The 19,927-nt window shown below is 66.1% G+C and carries 20 protein-coding genes; 12 read left to right on the forward strand and 8 right to left on the reverse strand.

The window, feature by feature from the left end:
* Positions 1 to 142: 142 nt before the first annotated feature.
* The 5 genes from AWC31_RS06310 (at position 143) to AWC31_RS06330 (ending at position 6,050) form a co-directional block, all read left to right on the forward strand.
* Positions 143 to 1,609 carry an MFS transporter gene (locus AWC31_RS06310; protein ID WP_085143488.1) on the forward strand — a complete coding sequence of 489 codons (1,467 nt, stop codon included), beginning with the start codon at positions 143 to 145 and terminating at the stop codon, positions 1,607 to 1,609.
* Between the two features lie 379 nt (positions 1,610 to 1,988).
* The gene (locus AWC31_RS06315) at positions 1,989 to 3,068 is read left to right on the forward strand and encodes an ABC transporter ATP-binding protein (RefSeq protein WP_234790767.1); all 1,080 of its coding nucleotides are present in this window, start codon (positions 1,989 to 1,991) and stop codon (positions 3,066 to 3,068) included.
* Positions 3,069 to 3,131: 63 nt separating this feature from the next.
* Positions 3,132 to 4,325 carry a polyamine ABC transporter substrate-binding protein gene (locus AWC31_RS06320; RefSeq protein WP_085143489.1) on the forward strand — a complete coding sequence of 398 codons (1,194 nt, stop codon included), beginning with the start codon at positions 3,132 to 3,134 and terminating at the stop codon, positions 4,323 to 4,325.
* Between the two features lie 4 nt (positions 4,326 to 4,329).
* Positions 4,330 to 5,205, forward strand: coding sequence for an ABC transporter permease (locus AWC31_RS06325; protein ID WP_085143490.1), 876 nt, complete (start codon positions 4,330 to 4,332; stop codon positions 5,203 to 5,205).
* Positions 5,202 to 6,050, forward strand: coding sequence for an ABC transporter permease (locus AWC31_RS06330; protein WP_085143491.1), 849 nt, complete (start codon positions 5,202 to 5,204; stop codon positions 6,048 to 6,050). Before AWC31_RS06325 ends, AWC31_RS06330 begins: the two co-directional genes overlap by 4 nt.
* Before the next feature lie 68 nt (positions 6,051 to 6,118).
* On the opposite strand, the gene AWC31_RS06335 is transcribed toward AWC31_RS06330, so the two are convergent.
* Positions 6,119 to 6,475 carry a nitroreductase/quinone reductase family protein gene (locus tag AWC31_RS06335; RefSeq protein ID WP_085143492.1) on the reverse strand — a complete coding sequence of 119 codons (357 nt, stop codon included), beginning with the start codon at positions 6,473 to 6,475 and terminating at the stop codon, positions 6,119 to 6,121.
* A gap of 19 nt (positions 6,476 to 6,494) precedes the next feature.
* Entirely contained in the window at positions 6,495 to 7,328 is an 834-nt protein-coding gene (locus AWC31_RS06340; protein WP_275082576.1) for an EamA family transporter, read from the reverse strand.
* A 270-nt stretch (positions 7,329 to 7,598) separates the two neighbouring features.
* Between AWC31_RS06340 and AWC31_RS06345 the strand changes: the two genes are divergently transcribed.
* The 7 genes from AWC31_RS06345 to AWC31_RS06375 all read left to right on the forward strand — a co-directional run bounded on the left by AWC31_RS06345 (position 7,599) and on the right by AWC31_RS06375 (position 13,475).
* On the forward strand, positions 7,599 to 8,576 hold the full coding sequence (locus AWC31_RS06345) for an NAD(P)H-dependent flavin oxidoreductase (protein ID WP_085143494.1): 978 nt from the start codon (positions 7,599 to 7,601) through the stop codon (positions 8,574 to 8,576).
* A gap of 29 nt (positions 8,577 to 8,605) precedes the next feature.
* Positions 8,606 to 9,991: an MFS transporter gene (locus tag AWC31_RS06350; RefSeq protein ID WP_085143528.1), complete on the forward strand. Its 1,386-nt coding sequence runs from the start codon at positions 8,606 to 8,608 to the stop codon at positions 9,989 to 9,991.
* Positions 9,992 to 10,020: 29 nt separating this feature from the next.
* Complete coding sequence (locus tag AWC31_RS06355) at positions 10,021 to 10,428, forward strand: tautomerase family protein (RefSeq protein ID WP_085143495.1); 408 nt, start codon at positions 10,021 to 10,023, stop codon at positions 10,426 to 10,428.
* On the forward strand, positions 10,428 to 11,159 hold the full coding sequence (locus tag AWC31_RS06360; protein ID WP_085143496.1) for a pyridoxamine 5'-phosphate oxidase family protein: 732 nt from the start codon (positions 10,428 to 10,430) through the stop codon (positions 11,157 to 11,159). Before AWC31_RS06355 ends, AWC31_RS06360 begins: the two co-directional genes overlap by 1 nt.
* Positions 11,160 to 11,161: 2 nt before the next feature.
* The gene (locus tag AWC31_RS06365; protein WP_085143497.1) at positions 11,162 to 12,091 is read left to right on the forward strand and encodes a LysR substrate-binding domain-containing protein; all 930 of its coding nucleotides are present in this window, start codon (positions 11,162 to 11,164) and stop codon (positions 12,089 to 12,091) included.
* Complete coding sequence (locus AWC31_RS06370) at positions 12,088 to 12,939, forward strand: MBL fold metallo-hydrolase (RefSeq protein WP_234816747.1); 852 nt, start codon at positions 12,088 to 12,090, stop codon at positions 12,937 to 12,939. The genes AWC31_RS06365 and AWC31_RS06370 overlap by 4 nt, the downstream gene beginning before the upstream one ends.
* Positions 12,940 to 13,007: 68 nt before the next feature.
* Positions 13,008 to 13,475, forward strand: coding sequence for a GtrA family protein (locus tag AWC31_RS06375; protein WP_085143498.1), 468 nt, complete (start codon positions 13,008 to 13,010; stop codon positions 13,473 to 13,475).
* 4 nt (positions 13,476 to 13,479) lie between these two features.
* On the opposite strand, the gene AWC31_RS06380 is transcribed toward AWC31_RS06375, so the two are convergent.
* Genes AWC31_RS06380 through AWC31_RS06405 form a run of 6 tightly spaced genes read right to left on the reverse strand, consistent with a single transcriptional unit; the run spans position 13,480 to position 19,925 of the window.
* Positions 13,480 to 14,541, reverse strand: coding sequence for a M42 family metallopeptidase (locus AWC31_RS06380; RefSeq protein WP_085143499.1), 1,062 nt, complete (start codon positions 14,539 to 14,541; stop codon positions 13,480 to 13,482).
* A gap of 51 nt (positions 14,542 to 14,592) precedes the next feature.
* Positions 14,593 to 15,054, reverse strand: a complete 462-nt coding sequence (derI1, locus tag AWC31_RS06385) for a D-erythrulose 4-phosphate isomerase DerI1 (RefSeq protein WP_067845676.1) — start codon at positions 15,052 to 15,054, stop codon at positions 14,593 to 14,595.
* Positions 15,054 to 16,796, reverse strand: a complete 1,743-nt coding sequence (gene derK, locus AWC31_RS06390) for a D-erythrulose 4-kinase (protein ID WP_085143500.1) — start codon at positions 16,794 to 16,796, stop codon at positions 15,054 to 15,056. The genes derI1 and derK overlap by 1 nt, the downstream gene beginning before the upstream one ends.
* On the reverse strand, positions 16,793 to 17,926 hold the full coding sequence (locus AWC31_RS06395) for an ABC transporter ATP-binding protein (RefSeq protein WP_085143501.1): 1,134 nt from the start codon (positions 17,924 to 17,926) through the stop codon (positions 16,793 to 16,795). The genes derK and AWC31_RS06395 overlap by 4 nt, the downstream gene beginning before the upstream one ends.
* The gene (locus AWC31_RS06400) at positions 17,923 to 19,038 is read right to left on the reverse strand and encodes an ABC transporter ATP-binding protein (RefSeq protein WP_067845667.1); all 1,116 of its coding nucleotides are present in this window, start codon (positions 19,036 to 19,038) and stop codon (positions 17,923 to 17,925) included. The genes AWC31_RS06395 and AWC31_RS06400 overlap by 4 nt, the downstream gene beginning before the upstream one ends.
* Positions 19,038 to 19,925: a carbohydrate ABC transporter permease gene (locus tag AWC31_RS06405; RefSeq protein WP_067845664.1), complete on the reverse strand. Its 888-nt coding sequence runs from the start codon at positions 19,923 to 19,925 to the stop codon at positions 19,038 to 19,040. The genes AWC31_RS06400 and AWC31_RS06405 overlap by 1 nt, the downstream gene beginning before the upstream one ends.
* Between the last annotated feature and the right edge of the window lie 2 nt (positions 19,926 to 19,927).

Raw genomic sequence — 19,927 nt, forward strand, 5'->3', positions numbered from 1 at the left:
AGGTATTCGATCACGGCCGAGATGACCACCGGTCGCTCACCTCAACGTGGATTGGCCCTGTCATGGCCCGTCGGTCCATAATCGAGAAACATCAAGATGAGCTAACGATCGGAGGGGACGTGGCTGGGGCCATGAGAAGGCCATGACGGGTACCGAAGCCAGCCCGTCGACCCCGGCCACCGACGCCCCGCACCCGCGTCCCGCCCTTCTGGTCGCCGGGCTCAGCCTGGTCGTCCTCACGGTCGCCGTACTGCAGACCGCGGTGGTTCCCGTACTCGGCGTCATCGCCGCCCAGCTGCATTCCTCGTCGGTCGCCGTGAGTTGGGCGGTCACGGCCAACTTGCTCGCGGCCGCCGCCGCGACGCCGCTGATCGGCCGGCTGGCCGACCTGTACAGCAAGAAGCGCGTACTGCTCGCCGTCCTGATCGTGGTGCTTGTCGGTTCGGTTCTTGCCGCTACCACCGCATCCGTGCCGATGCTGATCCTCGGCCGGGTACTGCAAGGGGCGTCGTATGCCCTCTATCCGATAAGCATCGCGATCCTCCGCGAAGAACTCGCCGAGGACCGACTCGTCAGCGCGATGTCGGTGCTGTCGGGCACGCTCGGGTTCGGCGGCGGGATGGGTCTCGTCGTCACCGGTCTGCTGATGGCCGGCAACGCGGGCTACCACCGGGTGTTCTGGTTGACGACCGGGTTCACCGCCGTGGTCATCGTCGTCACCGTCCTCGCCGTGCCGGCGCGCAAACCCACCGCGCGCGGCACGATCGACTGGCTCGGCGCCCTTGGCCTGGCCTGCGGACTGTCCGCGGTGTTACTCGCAGTGACCCAGGGCAATTCGTGGGGTTGGGCGGCGCCGATGACGGTGGCCTTTCTCGCCGGTGGTGTGGTCGTGCTCGTCGCCTGGTGGTTCTGGGAGCGACGGGCCGCGCATCCGTTGGTGTCCACCGGGATGTTGGCGAAACGAGCGATACTGCTGACCAACCTGGCGACGGTGTTCGTCGGCATGGGGCTCTATTTCGCATTCCTCGGTCTGACCCAGTTCGTGCAGATCTCGCGCGAAGCCGCAGGGTACGGGTTCGGCGCCAACGTGCTTCAGGCGAGCGTCTACTTCCTGCTGCCGGGAGCACTCGCGGGCTTCCTGGTGGCTCTGATCAGCGGCCGGTTCATCGACCGGTTCGGTGCCCGGCGGGTTCTGGTGGTCGCCGCTCTGGCGGGTATCGCCGGGTTCGCGATGCTGGCGGTCGCGCACGACCGCGCGTGGCAGGTCATCGTCGCCGGGGTATTGGCCAACGCGTACATCAGCCTGGGCTACGGCGCACTGCCCGCACTCGTGGTGAGCGAAGTCGATGCCGGCCAAACCGGCGTCGCCACGAGCATGAACGCGATCGCCCGCACGATCGGCAGCTCGAGCGCCGCGGCGGTGGTCGCGGTGCTGCTCGGCCACAGCGCGATTCCCACCGAAGCCAGCTTCGTGACGATCTTCGTCGCGGGCGCGGTCACCGCCGGGCTCGCGATGGCGCTCATCGCCGTTTCCCGGGCGCCGGATCGGCATCGCGACTCGATGCAGAACCTGTCGGAGTCGCGTGCCATGAACCACGAGTGGGGCTGAGCTACTCGACAGTTTCCCGCCGTCCCTGGCCGGCGGACTGCGAAACTGATACAGCAAGTCCACCCATTCCGTAGCCCGCAGGCTGGTCAGCGCCTGCCGTAGGTGTTCGCGTCCTTCACAGCGGTTTCTCGTGCCCAAACCGCTGCCAAACGAAGGATTCCATTGTAGAAATGTTAAATCGTTGCGGAATCGCTTGCGAAGGTCGACTGAATCCGCGATTGTTTACGCACAGCCACCACGGCTGCACCTGAGGAGGACCACGCTGACCGGCCCAGACACCACTGCCGTCGACCACCCGACCGGACAGGACGGCGCACCACACACGCCCGGCAACGCCGTCATCGAGATCGACCACGTAACGAAGCGCTTCGCCGACTACGTGGCGGTGGCAGACGCCGACTTTTCCATCGCCTCGGGCGAGTTCTTCTCCATGCTCGGCCCGTCCGGATGCGGGAAGACCACAACGCTGCGCATGATCGCCGGGTTCGAGAGCCCCACCGAGGGCGCGATCCGGCTTGAGGGGGTGGACGTCTCCCGCGTCCCGCCGCACAAGCGCAACGTCAACACCGTGTTCCAGCACTATGCGCTGTTCCCCCACATGACCGTGTGGGACAACGTCGCGTACGGGCCGCGCAGCATGAAGAAGGACAAGGCCGAGATCAAGCGCAGCGTCGACGAGCTGCTCGAGATCGTGCGGCTGACCGATTTCGCCAAACGCAAGCCCGGCCAGCTGTCGGGCGGCCAGCAGCAGCGGGTCGCCTTGGCGCGAGCCCTGGTGAACTACCCGAGCGCACTGTTGCTCGACGAGCCGCTGGGCGCCCTCGATCTCAAGCTGCGCCATGCGATGCAGTTCGAGCTCAAGCGCATCCAGCGCGAGGTCGGGATCACGTTCATCTACGTCACGCACGACCAGGAAGAGGCGCTCACCATGAGCGACCGGATCGCGGTCATGAATGCGGGCAATGTGGAGCAGATCGGAAGTCCGACCGAGATCTACGACCGCCCGGCGACGGTCTTCGTCGCGAGCTTCATCGGCCAGGCCAACCTGTGGCCCGGCAGGCAGACGGGCCGGATCAACCGCGACTACGTCGAAGTCGAGGTACTCGGCACCACGCTGAAGGCGAAGCCTGGTGACACCGCGATCGAATCCGGCGGCCACGCGACACTGATGATCCGCCCGGAGCGGGTACGCGTCTCGATGGATGCGCCGACCGGCGACGTCGCCACCGTCCCGGCGACCGTGACCGACCTGACGTTCCAGGGTCCGGTCGTGCGGCTTTCCCTTGCCGCCCCGGATGATTCGGCGATCATCGCCCACGTGGGAGCCGAACAGGATCTGCCGCTGTTGCGGCCGGGCGATCGGGTCCATGTCAGTTGGGCCCCCGACGCATCGCGCGTCCTACCGGCGGCCGACATCCCCACGACCGAAGATCTCGAAGAGATGCTGGACGACTCATAGCGATTGCCGATCGCGCACCCCTCCCCTCTGACGACACGCGCCCGAATCCCAGAAAGGTCGCCCATGCCCAACAACACCGATCCCCGACTGCTTGCCCGACTGGCCGCCAACCGCACGACCCGGCGGCGATTCCTCGGCGGAGGCGCCGCGGCCGCCGCAGCCCTGGCCCTGGGGCCGACCGTGCTGGCCGCCTGCGGTTCGGGCGGCGACAGCAGTTCGCCGACGACCTCGGCCGCACCTGACGACGGTTCGCCGGCGAGCGGCACGGTGCGGATCTCGAACTGGCCGCTGTACATGGCCGACGGATTCGTCGCGGCATTCCAGACCGCGTCGGGCCTGACGGTCGATTACAAAGAGGATTTCAACGACAACGAGCAGTGGTTCGCCAAGGTCAAGGAACCGCTGTCGCGCAAGCAGGACATCGGGGCGGATCTCGTCGTGCCCACCGAGTTCATGGCGGCCCGGCTCAACGGCCTCCAGTGGCTCAACGAGATCAGTGAATCCCGCGTACCCAACAAGAAGAACCTGCGCCAGGACCTGTTGAACTCGAAGGTCGACCCGGGCCGCAAGGTGACCGCGCCGTACATGACCGGCATGGTCGGGCTCGCCTACAACCGGGCCGCGACCGGACGCGACATCACCAAGATCGACGATCTGTGGGATCCCGCGTTCAAGGGCCGGGTCAGCCTGTTCTCCGACGTCCAAGATGGGCTCGGCATGATCATGCAGTGGCAGGGCAACTCCGTCGAGGAACCCACCAGCGAATCCGTCCAGAAGGCCGTCGATTTCGTTCGCGAGCAGAAGGACAAGGGGCAGATCCGCAGGTTCACCGGCAACGACTACGCCGACGACCTTGCGGCCGGCAACATCGCAGTCGCCCAAGCCTATTCGGGCGACGTCGTGCAGTTGCAGGCCGACAACCCCGACCTGAAGTTCGTGGTGCCCGAGTCGGGCGGCGACTGGTTCATCGACACGATGGTGATCCCGTACACCACGCAGAACCAGAAGGCCGCGGAAGCCTGGATCGACTATGTCTACGACCGGGCCAACTACGCCAAGCTCATCGCGTTCACTCAGTTCGTGCCCGTGCTCTCGGACATGACCGACGAACTGGCCAAGATCGACCCGGCCATCGCGAGCAACCCGCTTATCAACCCGCCCGCCGAGATGTCGAACAACCTCGAGTCCTGGGCGGCACTGACCGACGAGCAGACCCAGGAGTTCAACACCATGTACACCGCCGTCACCGGAGCCTGACCGGGTGGCGGGTGTAGCCACCAGCAGCCGGCAGCGGAGCAAGATCGCTCCGTACCTGATGATCCTGCCGGCCCTGGTGTATCTCGGGATCTTCTTCGTCGTGCCGTTCTTCTCGTTGGCACGCACGTCGTTGTCGTCGTCGGGCGGCTCGGTGTACCTGCCGACGCTGACCTTCGACTGGAATTTCGGTAACTACCTGCACGCGTTCAGCGAGTACCAGGACCAGATCCTGAGGACGTTCGGCTACGCACTGGTCGCCACGGTGTTGTGCGCGATCCTTGCGTTCCCCCTCGCCTATGTGATCGCGTTCAAGGCCGGCCGCTTCAAGAACCTGATCCTCGGCCTGGTGATCCTGCCGTTCTTCGTCACGTTCCTGATCCGCACGATCGCGTGGAAGACGATCCTCGCCGACGACGGTTGGGTGGTCAGTGCGCTGGGTGCGATCGGCCTGCTGCCCGACGAGGGCAGGTTGTTGTCGACGAGCTGGGCGGTCATCGGCGGCCTGACCTACAACTGGATCATTTTCATGATCCTGCCGCTCTACGTCAGCCTGGAGAAGATCGACCCGCGGCTGATCGAGGCCTCGAAGGACCTGTACTCGTCGAACACCCGCAGCTTCACCAAAGTGATTCTGCCGCTGTCGATGCCGGGCGTGCTGGCCGGCAGCATGCTGGTGTTCATCCCGGCTGCCGGTGACTTCATCAACGCCGATTATCTGGGGAGTACGCAGACCACGATGATCGGCAACGTGATCCAGAAACAGTTCCTGGTCGTCAAGGACTATCCGGCGGCGGCCGCGCTGAGCATGGTGCTGATGGCGATCATCCTGGTCGGTGTGCTGCTCTACACGCGGGCCCTGGGCACGGAGGACCTGGTATGACCGCGACCGCGATGGCCGAGGCCACGGGCGAGGCCACCCCGCCGAAAACCGTCAAGGGTTCGCCGAAATGGGGCGATCTGTCCCTGCGGATCGTCGCCGGTCTGGTGCTGCTGTATCTGTTCCTGCCGATCTTCGTGATCGTGCTGTTCTCGTTCAACAAGCCTGCCGGCAAGTTCAACTACACGTGGCAGGGTTTCACGCTCGAGAATTGGGCCGACCCGTTCAAATATCCGGCGTTGACCGAGGCGCTCAAGCTGAGCCTGAACATCGCCGCGGTGTCCACCGCGGTAGCGCTCGTGCTCGGCACACTCGTCGCGATTGCGTTGGTGCGTCAGCGGTTTCGGGGACAGAAAGCCGTAGACACCTTCCTGGTGCTGCCGCTGACCGCCCCTGAGGTGGTCATGGGTGCGTCGCTGCTGACGCTGTTTCTCGACCTCGGTTGGGCCGCGGGCTACACGACGATCCTCATCGCGCACATCGCGTTCGAGGTGAGCTTCATCGCGATGACGGTGCGGGCCCGGGTGCGTGGATTCGACTGGACGCTCGAGGACGCGTCGATGGATCTGGGCGCCAGCCCGACCCGTACGTTCTTCAAAGTGACGCTGCCGCTGATCGTTCCGGGCATCGTCGCGGCTGCGATGTTGTCGTTCGCGTTGTCGCTCGACGACTTCATCATCACGTACTTCGTGAGCGGGTCGGCGGTCACCTATCCGCTGTACGTGAACGCCGCGGTCAAGGCCGCCGTGCCGCCCCAGATCAATGTGCTCGCCACCGCGATCCTCGTGATCAGCTTGCTGTTGCTGGCTGCGGGAACGCTCTACCGGCGCAAGCGAATCGACGTCTGAGTCCGCGCGAGCAGACGCCCGCGTACCCGGGAACGCGCGTTCTCGGGTGCGTGCGCGTCTGCTCGGCGTCAGGGGGCGTCGAGCTGGACGGTGACCGCGACCTTGCCCTCCGCGTCGCGGTGGGCGACCGCGTGGCCGGTGCGCTCGCGGCCGTCGAGGTTGAGGAACGTGATCGGACCACCTTCGCCGAGGAAGTTGCGCCACCAGTTCTTGTTGTCGGGCGCCATCACGTGGATGGTCGCCTGATCGCCGTCGCGCCGGACCGAGACCGGAGTCTCGAACGTCTGGCCAGAACGGCGTCCCTGATATCGGATGACCACCACGTTGTCCCCCACCAAGCGGGCCAATACGGGGACGCGAGTGAGGCCGACTGCCGCCGAGTTGACCCAGCGCACGACCGGTGAATTGAAGATTCCACGTGCCATTTGCGCCAGAGTAGCCCGATCAACCGACCTCGGCGGGTACGGGCAGGTTACGCGCCCCGGTGCGGGCCGCGCCGATGCCCGCGGCCACCACGAAGCAGATTCCGACCACCGCGGCCGGCCCAGGAACCTGATGCAGCATCACCAGTCCGACCACCATCGCGAAGGCCGGCTCGAGGCTCATGAGCGTGCCGAATGCGGCCGTCGTCAACTTCCGTAGCGCGAGCATTTCCAGGGCGAACGGGACGACCGGCAGGAGAATGGCGAGACCCACTCCGATGAGCATTATCTCGGGAGTCAGCCGGCCGAACACCGACGGCCCGACCGTGACGGTGGCGACGATTCCCGCGACGGGCATCGACACCGCCAAGCCGTTGATCCCGGCGACTTCGTCGCCCACCCGTTGGGTCAGCAGGATGTAGCAGGCCCAGCACACCGCGGCGCCGAGCGCGTAGAGCACCCCGATGGGATCCACTGTGCCGGACCAGGGTTGGGTGAGCAGCACGACGCCTGCTGCCGCGAAGCCTGGCCACACGAGCCGACTGCGGCCTTTCCCGTGCGCAACCGCGACGCCGAGCGGGCCCAGAAACTCAAGGGCGGCCGCGGTGCCCAGCGGTATGCGCGACAGCGCGGCCATGAACAGCAGCGTGACCCCTGCGGTCACGACGCCGAGAACCACACAGGCCCCGAACGTCGATCTGGTGAAGGCGGTGCGGCGCGGGCGCACGATCGCCAGCATCAGGATCCCCGCCCAGACCAGGCGCAACCAGGCTGCGCCTTCGGCGCCGATGTCGTCGATCAGTGACACGGCCAACGCCAGGCCAATCTGCACGCACGCCATGGATCCCATCGCCATGAGGGCGCCACTGCGGGCCGGGGTGGAAGTCACTCCTGCATTGAAAAACACCCGGACCGTTCACGTCCACATGATCTTCGTGGATATACCGTTCATGATCCGCGAACAGTGTGCGGGTGCCCACCTCTTGCAACCCGCGGGCCGTCAGAGCGTTCTGTTCCAGAGAACGCTGCGTTCCCGATAAACCGTTGGTGCTGGTGTCGCAAACGGTCCTACCGTGAATTACGCGCCAAATGTGAGCCGTAACACCGCAGAAACATTGGAGGACAAATGCGGCTGAAGAATCGATTCACAGAGAAATTCGGGATTCTGCATCCGATAGTTCTCGCTCCCATGGATTATGTTGCCGACTGGCGATTGGCCAATGCGGTTTCGCAAGCGGGCGGCCTCGGCATTCTCGGCGGCGGCTACGGCGACGAGATCTGGCTGAAAGAACAGTTCGACCACGTCTCCGGCGCGGAGATCGGCGTCGGCTTCATCACGTGGTCGATGGAGCGGCAACCGGGACTGCTCGACTTGGTCATCGAGCAGCGACCGGCCGCCGTGTTCTTGTCGTTCAGCGATCCCGCTCCCCACGCCCCAGCCATCAAAGCCGCGCGTATCCCGCTGATGTGTCAGGTCCATGACATCGAGCAGGTTCGCCACGCGATCGAGGTGGGAGCCGACGTCATCGTCGCGCAGGGCGGCGAGGCCGGCGGTCACGGCACCGCAGCACGGTCGACATTCACGCTGATTCCCGAAGTCGCCGATCTGCTGGCGCGCGAGTCGCCCGAGGTGATGCTGCTCGCCGCGGGTGGAATCGGTGATGGTCGCGGTCTTGCAGCCGCCCTGGCGCTCGGCGCCGACGGCGCGGTGGTCGGCACCCGCTTCTGGGCGGCCGCCGAGGCGGCCATCCCGCAGGCGGCGCAGGCCCGCGCACTGCGGGCCACCGGCGACGAGACGATCCGGCAGAACGCGTTCGACATCGTCCGCGACAAGCCATGGCCCGCGCCCTACACCGGCCGCGTGCTGCGCAACGACTTCCTGCGGCGCTGGCATGGCGACGAGCCCGGCCTGCGCGATGATCTCGCGCGCCGCCGTGAAGAATTCCGCGCCGCGGTCGAATCGCGCAACTACGACATCGCGAATGTCATCGTCGGTGAAGTCATCGGTCAAATCACCGCCGTCGAATCAGCGGATTCAATCATCGACCACATGGTCACCGCGGCAGCCGACATTCTCGGCCGTTCTGTTCCGCCACAGCAATGACGAATTCACGTATTTCTCGAATGGAAACCATGACAGATAAACGCTCACCCGACCGGCCGGCTTCGGCGCGGGAATTACGGAAGATCGTCACGGCCTCGAGCCTGGGCACGCTCATCGAGTGGTACGACTTCTACATCTACGGCAGTCTCGCGGTGGTGTTCTCCGGGATGTTCTTCCCTGAGGGCAACACCGCTGCGGCGCTCCTGGTGACGGTTGCGGCGTTCGGCACCGGCTTCGTCGTGCGCCCGATCGGCGCGGTGGTCTTCGGTCGAATGGGCGATCGCGTGGGCCGGAAGAAGACGTTCTTGACGACGCTGCTCATCATGGGTGGCGCGACCACCCTGCTGGGACTACTGCCCACCTATGAGCACATCGGCCTGGCTGCGCCACTCCTGTTGGTTTTGCTGCGGTTGCTCCAGGGCCTCGCGATCGGCGGCGAGTACGGCGGCGCGGCGATCTACATCGCCGAGCATGCACCCAAACGGCGGCGCGGTGCGGTCACCAGCTTTCTGCAGACCACCGCCACGGGCGGTCTTGTCCTGTCGATCGGTGTGATCGTGTTGTGCCGGTTGATCGTCGGTGAGGAACAGTTCGAGGCGTGGGGGTGGCGCATACCGTTCCTGCTGTCTGCCGTGCTCGTCCTGTTTTCGCTCAAGGTCCGGCTGAAGATGCACGAGTCGCCGGTATTCGAGGAGATGCGGCAGAACGGTCGCCTGTCCCAGACGCCGGTCAAAGATGCTGTCGCACAACGGCCCACACTGATCCTGCTGTTGACCGTGCTCTTCGGTGTGACCGCAGGGCTGGGCGTGGCGTGGTACACCAGCCAGTTCTATTCGCTCTATTTCCTCCAGAGCATCCTCCAGGTCGACTTCCTCACCGCCAATCTGTGCGTGGGAATCGCCCTCGTGGTCGCCACCCCGTTCTTCGTCGTCTTCGGGTGGCTGTCCGACCGGATCGGCCGGCCACCGGTCATCTTGACCGGCCTGGTGTTGTCCGCAGCCGGCTGCTATCCGCTGTTCGCCTGGGTACGGCAGGCCGCGATCGACGGAGACGAAGTGTCGATGGTCGTGGCGCTGACCCTGCAGGTCGTGCTCGTCGCGGCGATCTACGGACCAGTGGCGGCGTTCCTGACCGAGCTGTTCCCGCCGCAGATCCGCTACACCGGACTGTCCCTGGCTTACCACCTGGGCACTGGCGTGTTCGGTGGATTCACCCCACTCATCGCGCTGTCGCTCAACACGTCGCTCGACAGCGCCATGGCCGGTCTGATCTACCCGATCGCCGTCACCGCGGTGACCGCGGTGATCTTCGTGGTGTTCCTGCGGCGTGGCCACGCCAGTCCGATCGTGGCCCGCGCATGGGCGGCGACCGACGTCGCGGGAACATCTGCGCCCACCCGGATGTCTCCGTTGTAGGCACGAACCGAACAGGAAGCGAGAGTCGAATGCCACTGGTTCGTATCGATCTGCTGAACCACCATGGAAATGAACACATCCGAAACGTCGCCGACGCCATCCACCGAAGCCTGGTCGCGGTACTCGGAATCCCCGAGCGTGACCGGTTCCAGGTCATCACCCCGCATCGCCCCGGAGAGATCATCGCGCTGGACGCCGGCCTCGGGTTCGACCGCTCGCCGGACACCGTGATCATCCAGATCTTCACGCAGCGCGGGCGTTCCATCGACACGAAGGAACGGCTCTACGCCGAGATCGCGGCGCAGCTGGAGGCGGTGGGAGTCCGCGGCGACGACATTTTCGTCGGCATCGCAGAGAACGGACCCGAGGACTGGTCGTTCGGTTTCGGAAAGGCCCAGTACGTCACCGGCGAACTCGCCGTACCGGAGCCGAGCTGATGACGTCGGCGCCCTCCCCCAGCCGGTACGGTTCCATCGCGTTCACGGCACCGGTCGCCAAACGCCAGGAGGCGGCGGGCAGCATCTGCACATACGGGCGGTTTCGCGCCGACGGCGACGACATCGGGTCCGTCGACGGCCTCGACTCACGGACGCGGGCGCTCGTCGTCGCAGCCCAGTCCTTCTTCATCGCCACCGTGACTCCGGACGGCTGGCCGTATGTGCAACACCGGGGCGGCCCGCCCGGCTTCGTCCGGGTGTTGGACAGCGCGACCATCGCTTTCGCCGATTACGTCGGCAACGAACAGTTCGTCACCATCGGCAATCTCGATGCCGACAACCGCACCGCGCTGTTCTTCATCGACTACCCGACCCGGCTGAGAGTCAAGGTGTTCGGTCGAGCGACCGTGGTCGAACGCGCAGACTCGCCGGAGTTCGTCGATGGGCTTCTCGCGGTCGATGACAGGCAGGCACGCGGTCACCGTGCGATCGTCATCCGGGTCGAGGCAACAGATGTCAACTGCCGCAGGAACATTTCGCCGTTGTATGACGAAGCTTCCGTTCGCGAGCGGCTACGGCTCCCCCGGGCCGACCTGCTCGACGAGATCCGGGTGCTCAAGCTTCGCAATCGCGAACTCGAAGACCAGGCCACCGCAGTCGCTGGGTCAAGTGATCGGCCCGGGAGCATACTGAGTGAGGCAAGCCCGGCCAGGGCCGAGGAAAGGGACTGAGTGTGGACGTCGCAGACCTCAACTTCTTCCTGGCAGTAGCCCGCACCGGTGGAGTATCCCGGGCGGCCACGGAGCTGCTTACGGTCCAGTCGAACGTCAGCTCACGGATACGGGCGCTTGAGGACGAGCTCGGCGTCGCGCTCTTCCGGCGCCACGCCCGCGGCATGACGCTCACCGCCTCTGGGCAACTGCTGGTGCCCTATGCCGAGCGGATCACCCAGCTCATGCGGGAACTGACCCAGGTCGTCAGGGACGAGGGCGACCCCAGCGGACGGGTTTCCATCGGGTCGATGGAGTCCACGGCGGGGCTGCGGCTCCCGAAAGTTCTGAGCAGTTTCAGCGCCGACTGCCCGAAGGTCGATTTGACGCTGTCGATCGACACGACCGACGCGCTCATCGGGCAGGTACTCGACCAGCGGCTGGACGGTGCCTTCGTGTGCGGCCCCGTCCGAGATCCCGAACTCGCCGCCGAACCGGTCTTTCTCGAGCAGCTCGTCGTGGTCGGAGATGCATCGGTTGTTGATCTCGACGGCGCACTCATGCGTCGGTGCCCGCCGCGGATCCTCGTGCTGAAGGCCGGTTGTGCCTATCGTGGCCGACTGGAGAAACTGTACGAAGACCGTGACCTTCCGGCGCCGAGCATCCTCGAATTGTCAAACCTGGACGGCATTCTCGGGTGTGTCGCCGCCGGTATGGGCACAACGCTGCTGCCGCTCGCAGTCGTGACCGCCTCACCGTTGGCGTCTACGCTCACAGTGCATCACCCGCCGCCCGAAATCGCGCGTGCTCAAACGGTATTCGTCCGCAGGCGCGACGCCGTCGAGACACCCGCGATCGCGCGGTTCTTGGCGTGTGCACGCGAGGCGACGTCGCGTGAGCCGTTGCAGGCCGTCGATCGGCACACCGTCGAGCCGGATCGGCTGATTTCATGACAGCCGATGATCACCGCGCGCTGCCGATGAGTTCGCAACGGCACCCGCTGGCCATCGGCGTCATCGGCGGCCCCACTGCGGTCATCGACTACGGCGGATTGCGGTTCGTAACCGAACCCACGTTCGACCCGCCGGGCGAATACGGTGCCTACCGCAAGGAGATCGGCCCGGCGCTGAGCCCGGCGGAACTCGGCGCTGTCGACGCGGTGCTGCTGAGCCACGATCTGCATCCGGACAACTTCGACCACGCGGGCCGAACCTTCGCCCAGACCGTCCCGGTGATCCTGACCGGTCCACAAGCCGCCGGACGGCTCGGCGGCAATGCGCACGGTCTGGCCGCGTTCACCTCGACCGAAGTCCTTGGCGCCGACAGCGGTCCCGGGGTCACCGTCTACGCCGTGCCCGCACAACACGGCCCGTCCGACGGTGATCGCGACGAATACGGCAACATCAACACCGAAGTGACCGGATTCGTCCTACAGTACGACGGCCTGCCCACCGTCTACGTGAGCGGAGACAACGCCTCGATCGCGCCGGTGCGCGAAATCGCCGACCGCTTCCCGGCTGTCGACATCGCGATCCTGCACACCGGAGCCGCTCGCGTACCGACGAAGAACTCCGGTCGCGCACTCACCTTGACCGCCGACCGCGCCGCGGCCGTCACCGAACTCATCGGGGCGTCGATCGTCGTTCCCGTCCATTGCGAAGGCTGGTCGCTCTACAGCGAGACGCCCGAGGACATCCGCCGGTCGTTCGACGACGCGGGGATCGGTGCCCGGCTACGTGACGCACGCCCAGGCTACTGGGCCGTGCACGGCACCGACTCTGCGGGAAGTCTCGTCAACTGACATCGACAGTCTCCTGCAGTTCGTGTCGTGATCATCTACCCGACACCAAGACGTGGCAGGGTGCCGGTGTGCGGGTCGAACCCAGTCCGGTGCCGCCGGTCCAGCGGTTCCACCGATTCTGCGTCCAGATCGTCGACCGCTTGCCTTTCGGGCTGAAAAATGTTGTCGCACCGACATTCCTGGGTTTCGTGCTGATCAACAGCTTCACGTTCGGCGTGGACCTGGTGATCCTGACGGTGCTGCACGGCGGATTCCACGTTCCCCTGCCGATCGCAGTGACCGTCGGCTACGCGTGCGCGTTCGGGTTGGCGTATTTCCTCAACCGCATCTTCAACTTTCGCTCCCACGCCGCGGTCGGCCCGCAGATGACGGTGTACGTCGTGGTGGTCGTGATCAACTACCTCGCGTTCATCCTGGGCGTGTCGAGTGTGCTCGCGGCCCTGGAAGTGGAATATCACCTGGCCCGCATCGTCGCGGGCGGCTGCGAAGCCATCTACATGTACAGCGCGATGCGTTGGGTCGTGTTCCGGCGGTGAAGCCCTAGCGCAGGAACTCGACGAGCACGTCGGTCATCGCGGGTATCGCGTCGCGCGAAATCACCTCGTAGCCATGCGTGCTGAGGGTCGGCAGGCACAGCAGGCCCGCCCGTGGTGACAGGCTAGAGGCCTTGGCGTGCGATGCATCCGACTCGAACGCTCCGAGAACCGCGGCCTGCGGCGACAGTCCCAACTTGGCGGCGATTTCCATCAGACGGTCCGCGACGTCCTTGTCGTACACACACTGCGCGTCGCTGTACGCGACGATCGGCCCGCCCTCGATCGTGGTGTCGTATTCGGCCTCGGTCGGGCCGACTTCGAGTGCGAGCGTCAGGTCACCCGGCAGAGTTCGGCAGGCGTGTAAGGCGCCGACGCCGCCGACCTCCTCGGCCGTGGTGAACACCACGTACACATCACCTGCCGGGCGCTGTCCCGGCTCGCAGAGCGCACGGGCCGCCTGCAGCAGTGCGGTCACCGCAGCGCGGTCGTCCATGAAGTAACAGCCCAAAAAGCCGCCGACATCGATCAACGTCCGCTTGCTGCGGTGAATGCACACTCGCGTGCCCGGACCGATGCCCGCGCCGGTCAACTCGTCCGGTGTCCTGCCGGTGAAGACGTAGACGTCAGGCCAGTCGAGGGCCTTGTCTCCCTGGTCGGGTTTCGTCGCCCAGATCCGTTGGCTCTCCTGCGTCGTGTGTTCGGAACCCAATGACAACACGCCGCAGCACTGGTCCTGGGCGCCCAGCACCGCGACGGGTCCGAGGCCGAAATTGGCCGGATACATCGTGCCGAGCGGCGTGAGGCGCAATGTGCCGTCCTGCTCGACGCGCTTGACGAGCATGGAGAGCTCGTCCATATGCGCCATGACCCGCGCCGGCGGCGACCCGTGCTCACCTCGGATCAACCCGATGAGGTTGCCCGCGGCATCGACCCACGTCTCGTCGGCAAACGGTTCGAGTTCGCGTCGGCACACCTCCCGGACGGCGTCCTCCTGGCCGCACGGGCCGTACGCCCACAACAGTTCCTGCAAGAGCTCACGCGAAAATTCGAGGTCGTCGTCGGCCACCGCAGTGGTATTGCCGGAATCGGCCCGCGCGAAACGCGGGCCGTGCCCGCCCTACTTCGCTACGGATTCGTATCCGCAGATGGCCTCCACCTTGTCGGCGGACTTGCTGGCCGGATCGAATTCGTAACCGAGCCATTCGCGGGCCAGCCGGCGCGCCAGCTCAAGACCGACGACCCGTTGCCCGAAGCACAGCACCTGCGCGTTGTTGGACAACACCGACCGTTCCACCGAGAAACTGTCGTGGGCGGTCACCGCGCGGATGCCCGGCACCTTGTTGGCGCTGATCGCAACGCCGAGACCGGTTCCGCAGACGAGCAGCGCCCGGTCGGCTTTGCCCTCGGCGACCAGGCGCGCCGCCGCCACCGCCACGTGCGGATATGCGGTGTCCTCGTCAGAGCCCACGCCGACGTCGATGACCTCGCTCACCCGATCGTCGGCGGCCAGATCGCCTTTGAGCGCTTCTTTGTACTCGTAGCCGGCATCGTCGGCGCCGACGACAATCCGTAACGCCATCAGTTGTCTCCTTGTGTCGTGAGGGTCAAGCAATCGCCGACGGTGCGGGCGCACAGTGCCAGCGATGTGGCGCCGGCATCGGGAGTGCCCACACTGCGTTCGGCGAGTGGCCGGGCTCGCCCGACCTTGGGGCGCAGCTCCGCGGTGGCGCGGGCGGCTTCGGTGGCCGTCTCGGCGGCGGCTCGCCAACTGTCCTGCCATGACTCACCGTCGGCGACGTGTCGCTCCAGCTCCTCGACGAAGGGCAGCAAGGCGTCCAGCATCGTCTTGTCACCCGGCGCGGCGCCGCCCAAGCGGATCAACGCGTCATAACCGTCGCGCATTCCGGCCGCGACATCGGCTGCCGACGGCCGTCCGGTGTCACCCAGCCGGGTCCCGAGCGCGGTGAGCAGGGCGCCCCACAGGACACCGGAGGTGCCACCGGCCTTGGCGGCCCACGCTTTTCCGGCAGCAGCGAGCACCGAGCCCTGTCCCCCGCCGTCGGCGACGGCGGCAGCAGCGGCCTCGCGGGCCGCCGATGATCCCTTGACCATGCCGCGGCCGTGGTCACCGTCACCGGCGATCGCGTCGATGCGGCCGAGTTCTTCCTCGGCATCGGCCAAGGCCGCGGCCATCGAATCGAGGGCGCGCGCGACCAGCCTCGCCCCTTTTCGGCTGTCGTCGTCGGACAGTTCGTTGAGAGGCGGTGCGGCTGAAACGGTCTCGGTGTCCTGATCGGAACGCAGCTGCCCGGATTGCGGTTGCGCCGCCGCGCCCTTCTTGTACGCCGGCGTGTCGGCGGGCGCCGTCCAGTACCGCTCGAGTTCCTCGTCGAGCCACATCACGGTCAGCGAACAGCCGGCCATGTCGAGGCTCGTGACGAGTTCGCCGACTTCCGGATCGACCACGGTGTAGCCGCGCTCGCGGAGCAGGCGCGACACCTCACCCCAAACGACGAACAGTTCCTCGTACTTGGTGCGGCCGAGACCGTTGAGGATCACCGCGATTCGCTTCTCGGGAGCGTCGGGCCGGTCGCCGAGCACACCGTCGACCAGCGTCGCGGCCAGTCCGGCGGCCGTGGGCATGGCCTCGTCCGCGACCCCGGGCTCACCGTGGATCCCCAACCCGAGACCCATGTGTCCCTCGGGAACGGTGAACAACGGATGGTCGGCGCCGGGCAACGTGCAGCCGTCGAACGCCACACCCAGCGTGCGGCTCGCCGCGTTCGCGGCCTCGGCCACCCGGATCACGCCGGCCAGGTCCTGCCCTTCCTCGGCTGCCGCGCTCGCACATTTGAACACCGTGAAATCGCCTGCGATACCGCGCCTTTTGGCCTCTTCGCCGCGCGGAGCGCTCGCGATGTCGTCGGTGACGGCGAAATAATGGGCATCGATGCCCTCGCTGCGCAGCTGGGTGACGGCCAATCCGAAGTTCATCACGTCACCGGCGTAGTTGCCGGTGGTGAGCAGCACTCCGGCGTCGCCGTGCGCGGCGCGTGCGACCGAGGCGGCTTCTTCGGCCGACGGCGACGTGAAGATGTTGCCGACGACGGCGCCGTCGGCGAAACCCGGTCCGACGGTGCCGCAGAACGCCGGGTAATGGCCCGAACCGCCGCCGATCACGACCGCGACCTTGCCCGGCCGCGTACGGTGCGCCCGCACCACACCACCGGGCACGCCGGTGACATAGCGTGCGTTCGCGTCGAGGAACCCGACGAGCATGTCCTCGGTGAATCGCGCGGGATCGTTGAACAACTTCGTCATCGCAACCGCTTTCCTGACTCGATGTCGAACAGGTAGACCCGCTCCGGAGGCGCTGTCACCACGACCTGCTGCTCGGGCTCGTAGTCCTCCGCCGCGGGCGTCTGCACGACGATGCCCTCTTCGATGCCGGCGATGGTGGTGGTGGCGAGGCCGAATTCCAACAGGTGCTCGAAGTAGGCCACCGTGGTGCGGATGCCCGCGCTGCCGTCGCCCGTTCGCAGTGCGCAGTCCTGTGGGCGGATGCCCACGGTGACGCGGGTACCGTCGGCCACGCCGGTGACCGTGGTCTCCAAAGCCCCGGCGCCCGAACCGATCTCGACGCGGGTCTTGCCGTTGTCCACCCGCGCGACCCCGGGCAGCACGTTGATCTGCGGTTCGCCGACGAACTCCGCCACGAACAGGTTGGCCGGATCGTCGAACACCTCGTCGGGTGTGCCGAATTGCTGCACCACGCCGGCATCCATCACCGCCAGGCGGTCGGCCAGCGACAGCGCTTCCACCTGGTCGTGCGTGACGACGATTGTGGTGTAGCCGAATTCGCGCTGCAGCACCTTGAGCTCGCGCCGCACGCGCTGCCGGGCCGACGCGTCGAGGTGACTCAACGGTTCGTCGAGCAGCAGCACCGGTGGGTTACGCACCAGCGCGCGGGCCAGCGCCACCCGTTGCTTCTGACCGCTCGACAGGCCGGCAGGCCGCAGCTCGAGCATGTCGTCCATCTCCAGACGGCGGCTGATGGAGGCGACCATCTCCTCGGCACCCTTGACCTTGCGGGCCTTCAACCCGTACAGCAGGTTCTCGCGCACCGACATCGGCGGATAGAGCGCATAGCTTTCGAAGCCGACGCCGATACCGCGCTTGGCGGCCGGAAGTTGTGACACCTCGCGGTCACCGATCCGGATCGAGCCGCTGGTCACCGTCTCAAGTCCGGCGATCATGCGCAGCGTCGTGGTCTTGCCGCAACCCGACGGGCCGAGCAGCGCCACGAGCTCACCCGGCTTGATGGCCATGTCGATGCCCTTGACCGCCTGGAAGCTCTCTCGGCCCCGCGACGAGTACGTCTTGACGAGGTTGGTCAGGGTGAGGCTCTGGGCGGTCTGCGTCGGTCGCGTGGCGGTGGCCGTCGTACTCACTGTGCTGCCTCCAATGGGGAATCGCTTTGTGCGCGGCCCAGTCTGGGCGTGTCACCGCTGCCGGCGGCGAACACGTGGATGTCGGACTCGGCGACCTTGAGCCGGACGTCGTCGCCTTCACCCACGCCGTGCCGGCCCGATGTCAGTGCGATGAGCTGCGTGCCGCCGATGTCGACGGTGAGCTCGATGTTGCGGCCGAGTCGTTCGGCGAGCAGCACCCGACCACGCAGCGAGCTCTCGCCGCTGGTGACATGCAGATCGCACGGGCGAAGGCCGACGCGGACCCGGTCACCCCGGTCACACTCGACGCCGGCGGGTACCGCGATGTCGAGCGATCCGTCACCGAGCCGGATCTGGCCGTCGTCGACGACACCGTCGAGCAGGTTGATCTCGGGCTGCCCCAACGCCTTTGCGACGAACGTGTCCGCCGGCCTGCGCCAGATCTCGTCCGGCGTGCCGATCTGCACGAGCTTGCCCTCGCGCATGACCGCGATGCGGTCACCGAGCGCCAGTGCCTCCTGGTAGTCGTGCGTGACGTAGATCGTGGTGGTGTTGCTCATCGCCCCGAGCTGCTTGAGTTCGGCACGCATCGCGGCGCGGAGCTTGGCGTCGAGATGGCTCAACGGCTCGTCGAGCAGGTAGATGTCGGCGGGGCGGACGAGCACCCGGCCCAGCGCGACACGTTGGCGCTGGCCGTTGGAGAGCTCACGCGGAAAGCGCTTCTGCAGGTGGTTGATTCCCAGTGTCGTCGTGACCTGGTCGATGCGCTCGGCGCGCTGAGCCTCGGTATACCTGCCCGTACGCCCGGACTTGAGCGGGGACGCGAGGTTCTCCGCGACCGTCTTCTGCGGATACAGCGCGTAACTCTCGAAGGCCATCGCCACATTGCGGTGGTAGGGCTCCACGCGGGTCACGTCGGTGCCGCCGATGTGCACCGAGCCCTCATCGATGTCGACAAGGCCCGCCACCGATTTGAGGGTCGTCGTCTTGCCTGCGCCACTGGGCCCCAGGATCACGAAGAACTCGCCGTCGGCGATGTCCACCGACAGGCCGTCCACCGCCTTGGTCTTGCCGAACGACTTGCGTACGCCGGCGATCGATACGGTTGCCATCAGGCCTTCACCGCCCCAAACGACAGGCCGCGCACGAGGTACCGCTGAATGGTCAAGGCCAGGATCAACGGTGGTAGCGCGGCGATGATGGCGGCCGCGGCGGTCAGGTTGTAGTACGCCTGCCCACCGCCGCCGAGGAACTTGGTGATCGCGACGGTTACCGTGCCGGCATTGCTGTCCGCCAGGATCAGCGGGAACACGTAGTTGTTCCACGCGAAGATGAACGCCAGCAGGGCCGCCGCCGCGATGCCGGGCCGCACGATCGGCAGCGCGACCATGACGAACGCCCGTCGCCGGGTGTAGCCGTCGAGCAATGCGGCCTGCTCGAGATCCTCGGGCAGATCCTGGAAGTAGGACCGCAGGATCCACACCACGAGCGGCATGGTGACGAGCTGCAGAACCCAGATCATGCCGACCTTGGTGTCGAACAGACCGATCTGGTTGTAGATCACGAACAGCGGGACGATGACCATCAGTTCCGGCGCGAACCGGAACGAAAGCATCTGGAACATCAGGTCGTTGGACCCCTTGTACTGCCAGCGGCCCGCCGCGTAGGCGGCCGGGATGCCGATGACCAGCGACACGATGACCGCGCCACCGCAGTTCAGCAAGCTCGTCAGCAACGAGGCCTTGAAGTCCACGCTCGTCATCTGTGTGCCCTTGTCGGAGAGCACGGTGGCGAAGTTCGACCACGTCGGGCTGAACGAGAAGTACGTCGTCGTCTGCTGTTCGGCGTTCTTCAGTGCCAGCATGAGCATCCAGAAGATCGGGAACAACGAGAAGACGAACCAGAACACCAGACCGACGTCGGCGGCGACCGCGCCGATCGACCACCGCTTCTGGCCGGGAAGCAACTCAGGCCTGCTGAACGACAACTTTGAAGCCATGG

This window comes from Mycolicibacterium wolinskyi (assembly GCF_002101965.1).
Classification (GTDB): Bacteria; Actinomycetota; Actinomycetes; order Mycobacteriales; family Mycobacteriaceae; genus Mycobacterium; species Mycobacterium wolinskyi.

Coding starts and splice junctions, on each gene's coding strand:
- AWC31_RS06310 (WP_085143488.1), top strand. CDS start 143: ATGACGGGTACCGAAGCCAGCCCGTCGACCCCGGCCACCGACGCCCCG.
- AWC31_RS06320 (WP_085143489.1), top strand. CDS start 3,132: ATGCCCAACAACACCGATCCCCGACTGCTTGCCCGACTGGCCGCCAAC.
- AWC31_RS06330 (WP_085143491.1), top strand. CDS start 5,202: ATGACCGCGACCGCGATGGCCGAGGCCACGGGCGAGGCCACCCCGCCG.
- AWC31_RS06335 (WP_085143492.1), bottom strand. CDS start 6,475: ATGGCACGTGGAATCTTCAATTCACCGGTCGTGCGCTGGGTCAACTCG.
- AWC31_RS06340 (WP_275082576.1), bottom strand. CDS start 7,328: ATGGCGATGGGATCCATGGCGTGCGTGCAGATTGGCCTGGCGTTGGCC.
- AWC31_RS06345 (WP_085143494.1), top strand. CDS start 7,599: ATGCGGCTGAAGAATCGATTCACAGAGAAATTCGGGATTCTGCATCCG.
- AWC31_RS06350 (WP_085143528.1), top strand. CDS start 8,606: ATGACAGATAAACGCTCACCCGACCGGCCGGCTTCGGCGCGGGAATTA.
- AWC31_RS06355 (WP_085143495.1), top strand. CDS start 10,021: ATGCCACTGGTTCGTATCGATCTGCTGAACCACCATGGAAATGAACAC.
- AWC31_RS06360 (WP_085143496.1), top strand. CDS start 10,428: ATGACGTCGGCGCCCTCCCCCAGCCGGTACGGTTCCATCGCGTTCACG.
- AWC31_RS06370 (WP_234816747.1), top strand. CDS start 12,088: ATGACAGCCGATGATCACCGCGCGCTGCCGATGAGTTCGCAACGGCAC.
- derI1 (WP_067845676.1), bottom strand. CDS start 15,054: ATGGCGTTACGGATTGTCGTCGGCGCCGACGATGCCGGCTACGAGTAC.
- derK (WP_085143500.1), bottom strand. CDS start 16,796: ATGACGAAGTTGTTCAACGATCCCGCGCGATTCACCGAGGACATGCTC.
- AWC31_RS06400 (WP_067845667.1), bottom strand. CDS start 19,038: ATGGCAACCGTATCGATCGCCGGCGTACGCAAGTCGTTCGGCAAGACC.
- AWC31_RS06405 (WP_067845664.1), bottom strand. CDS start 19,925: ATGGCTTCAAAGTTGTCGTTCAGCAGGCCTGAGTTGCTTCCCGGCCAG.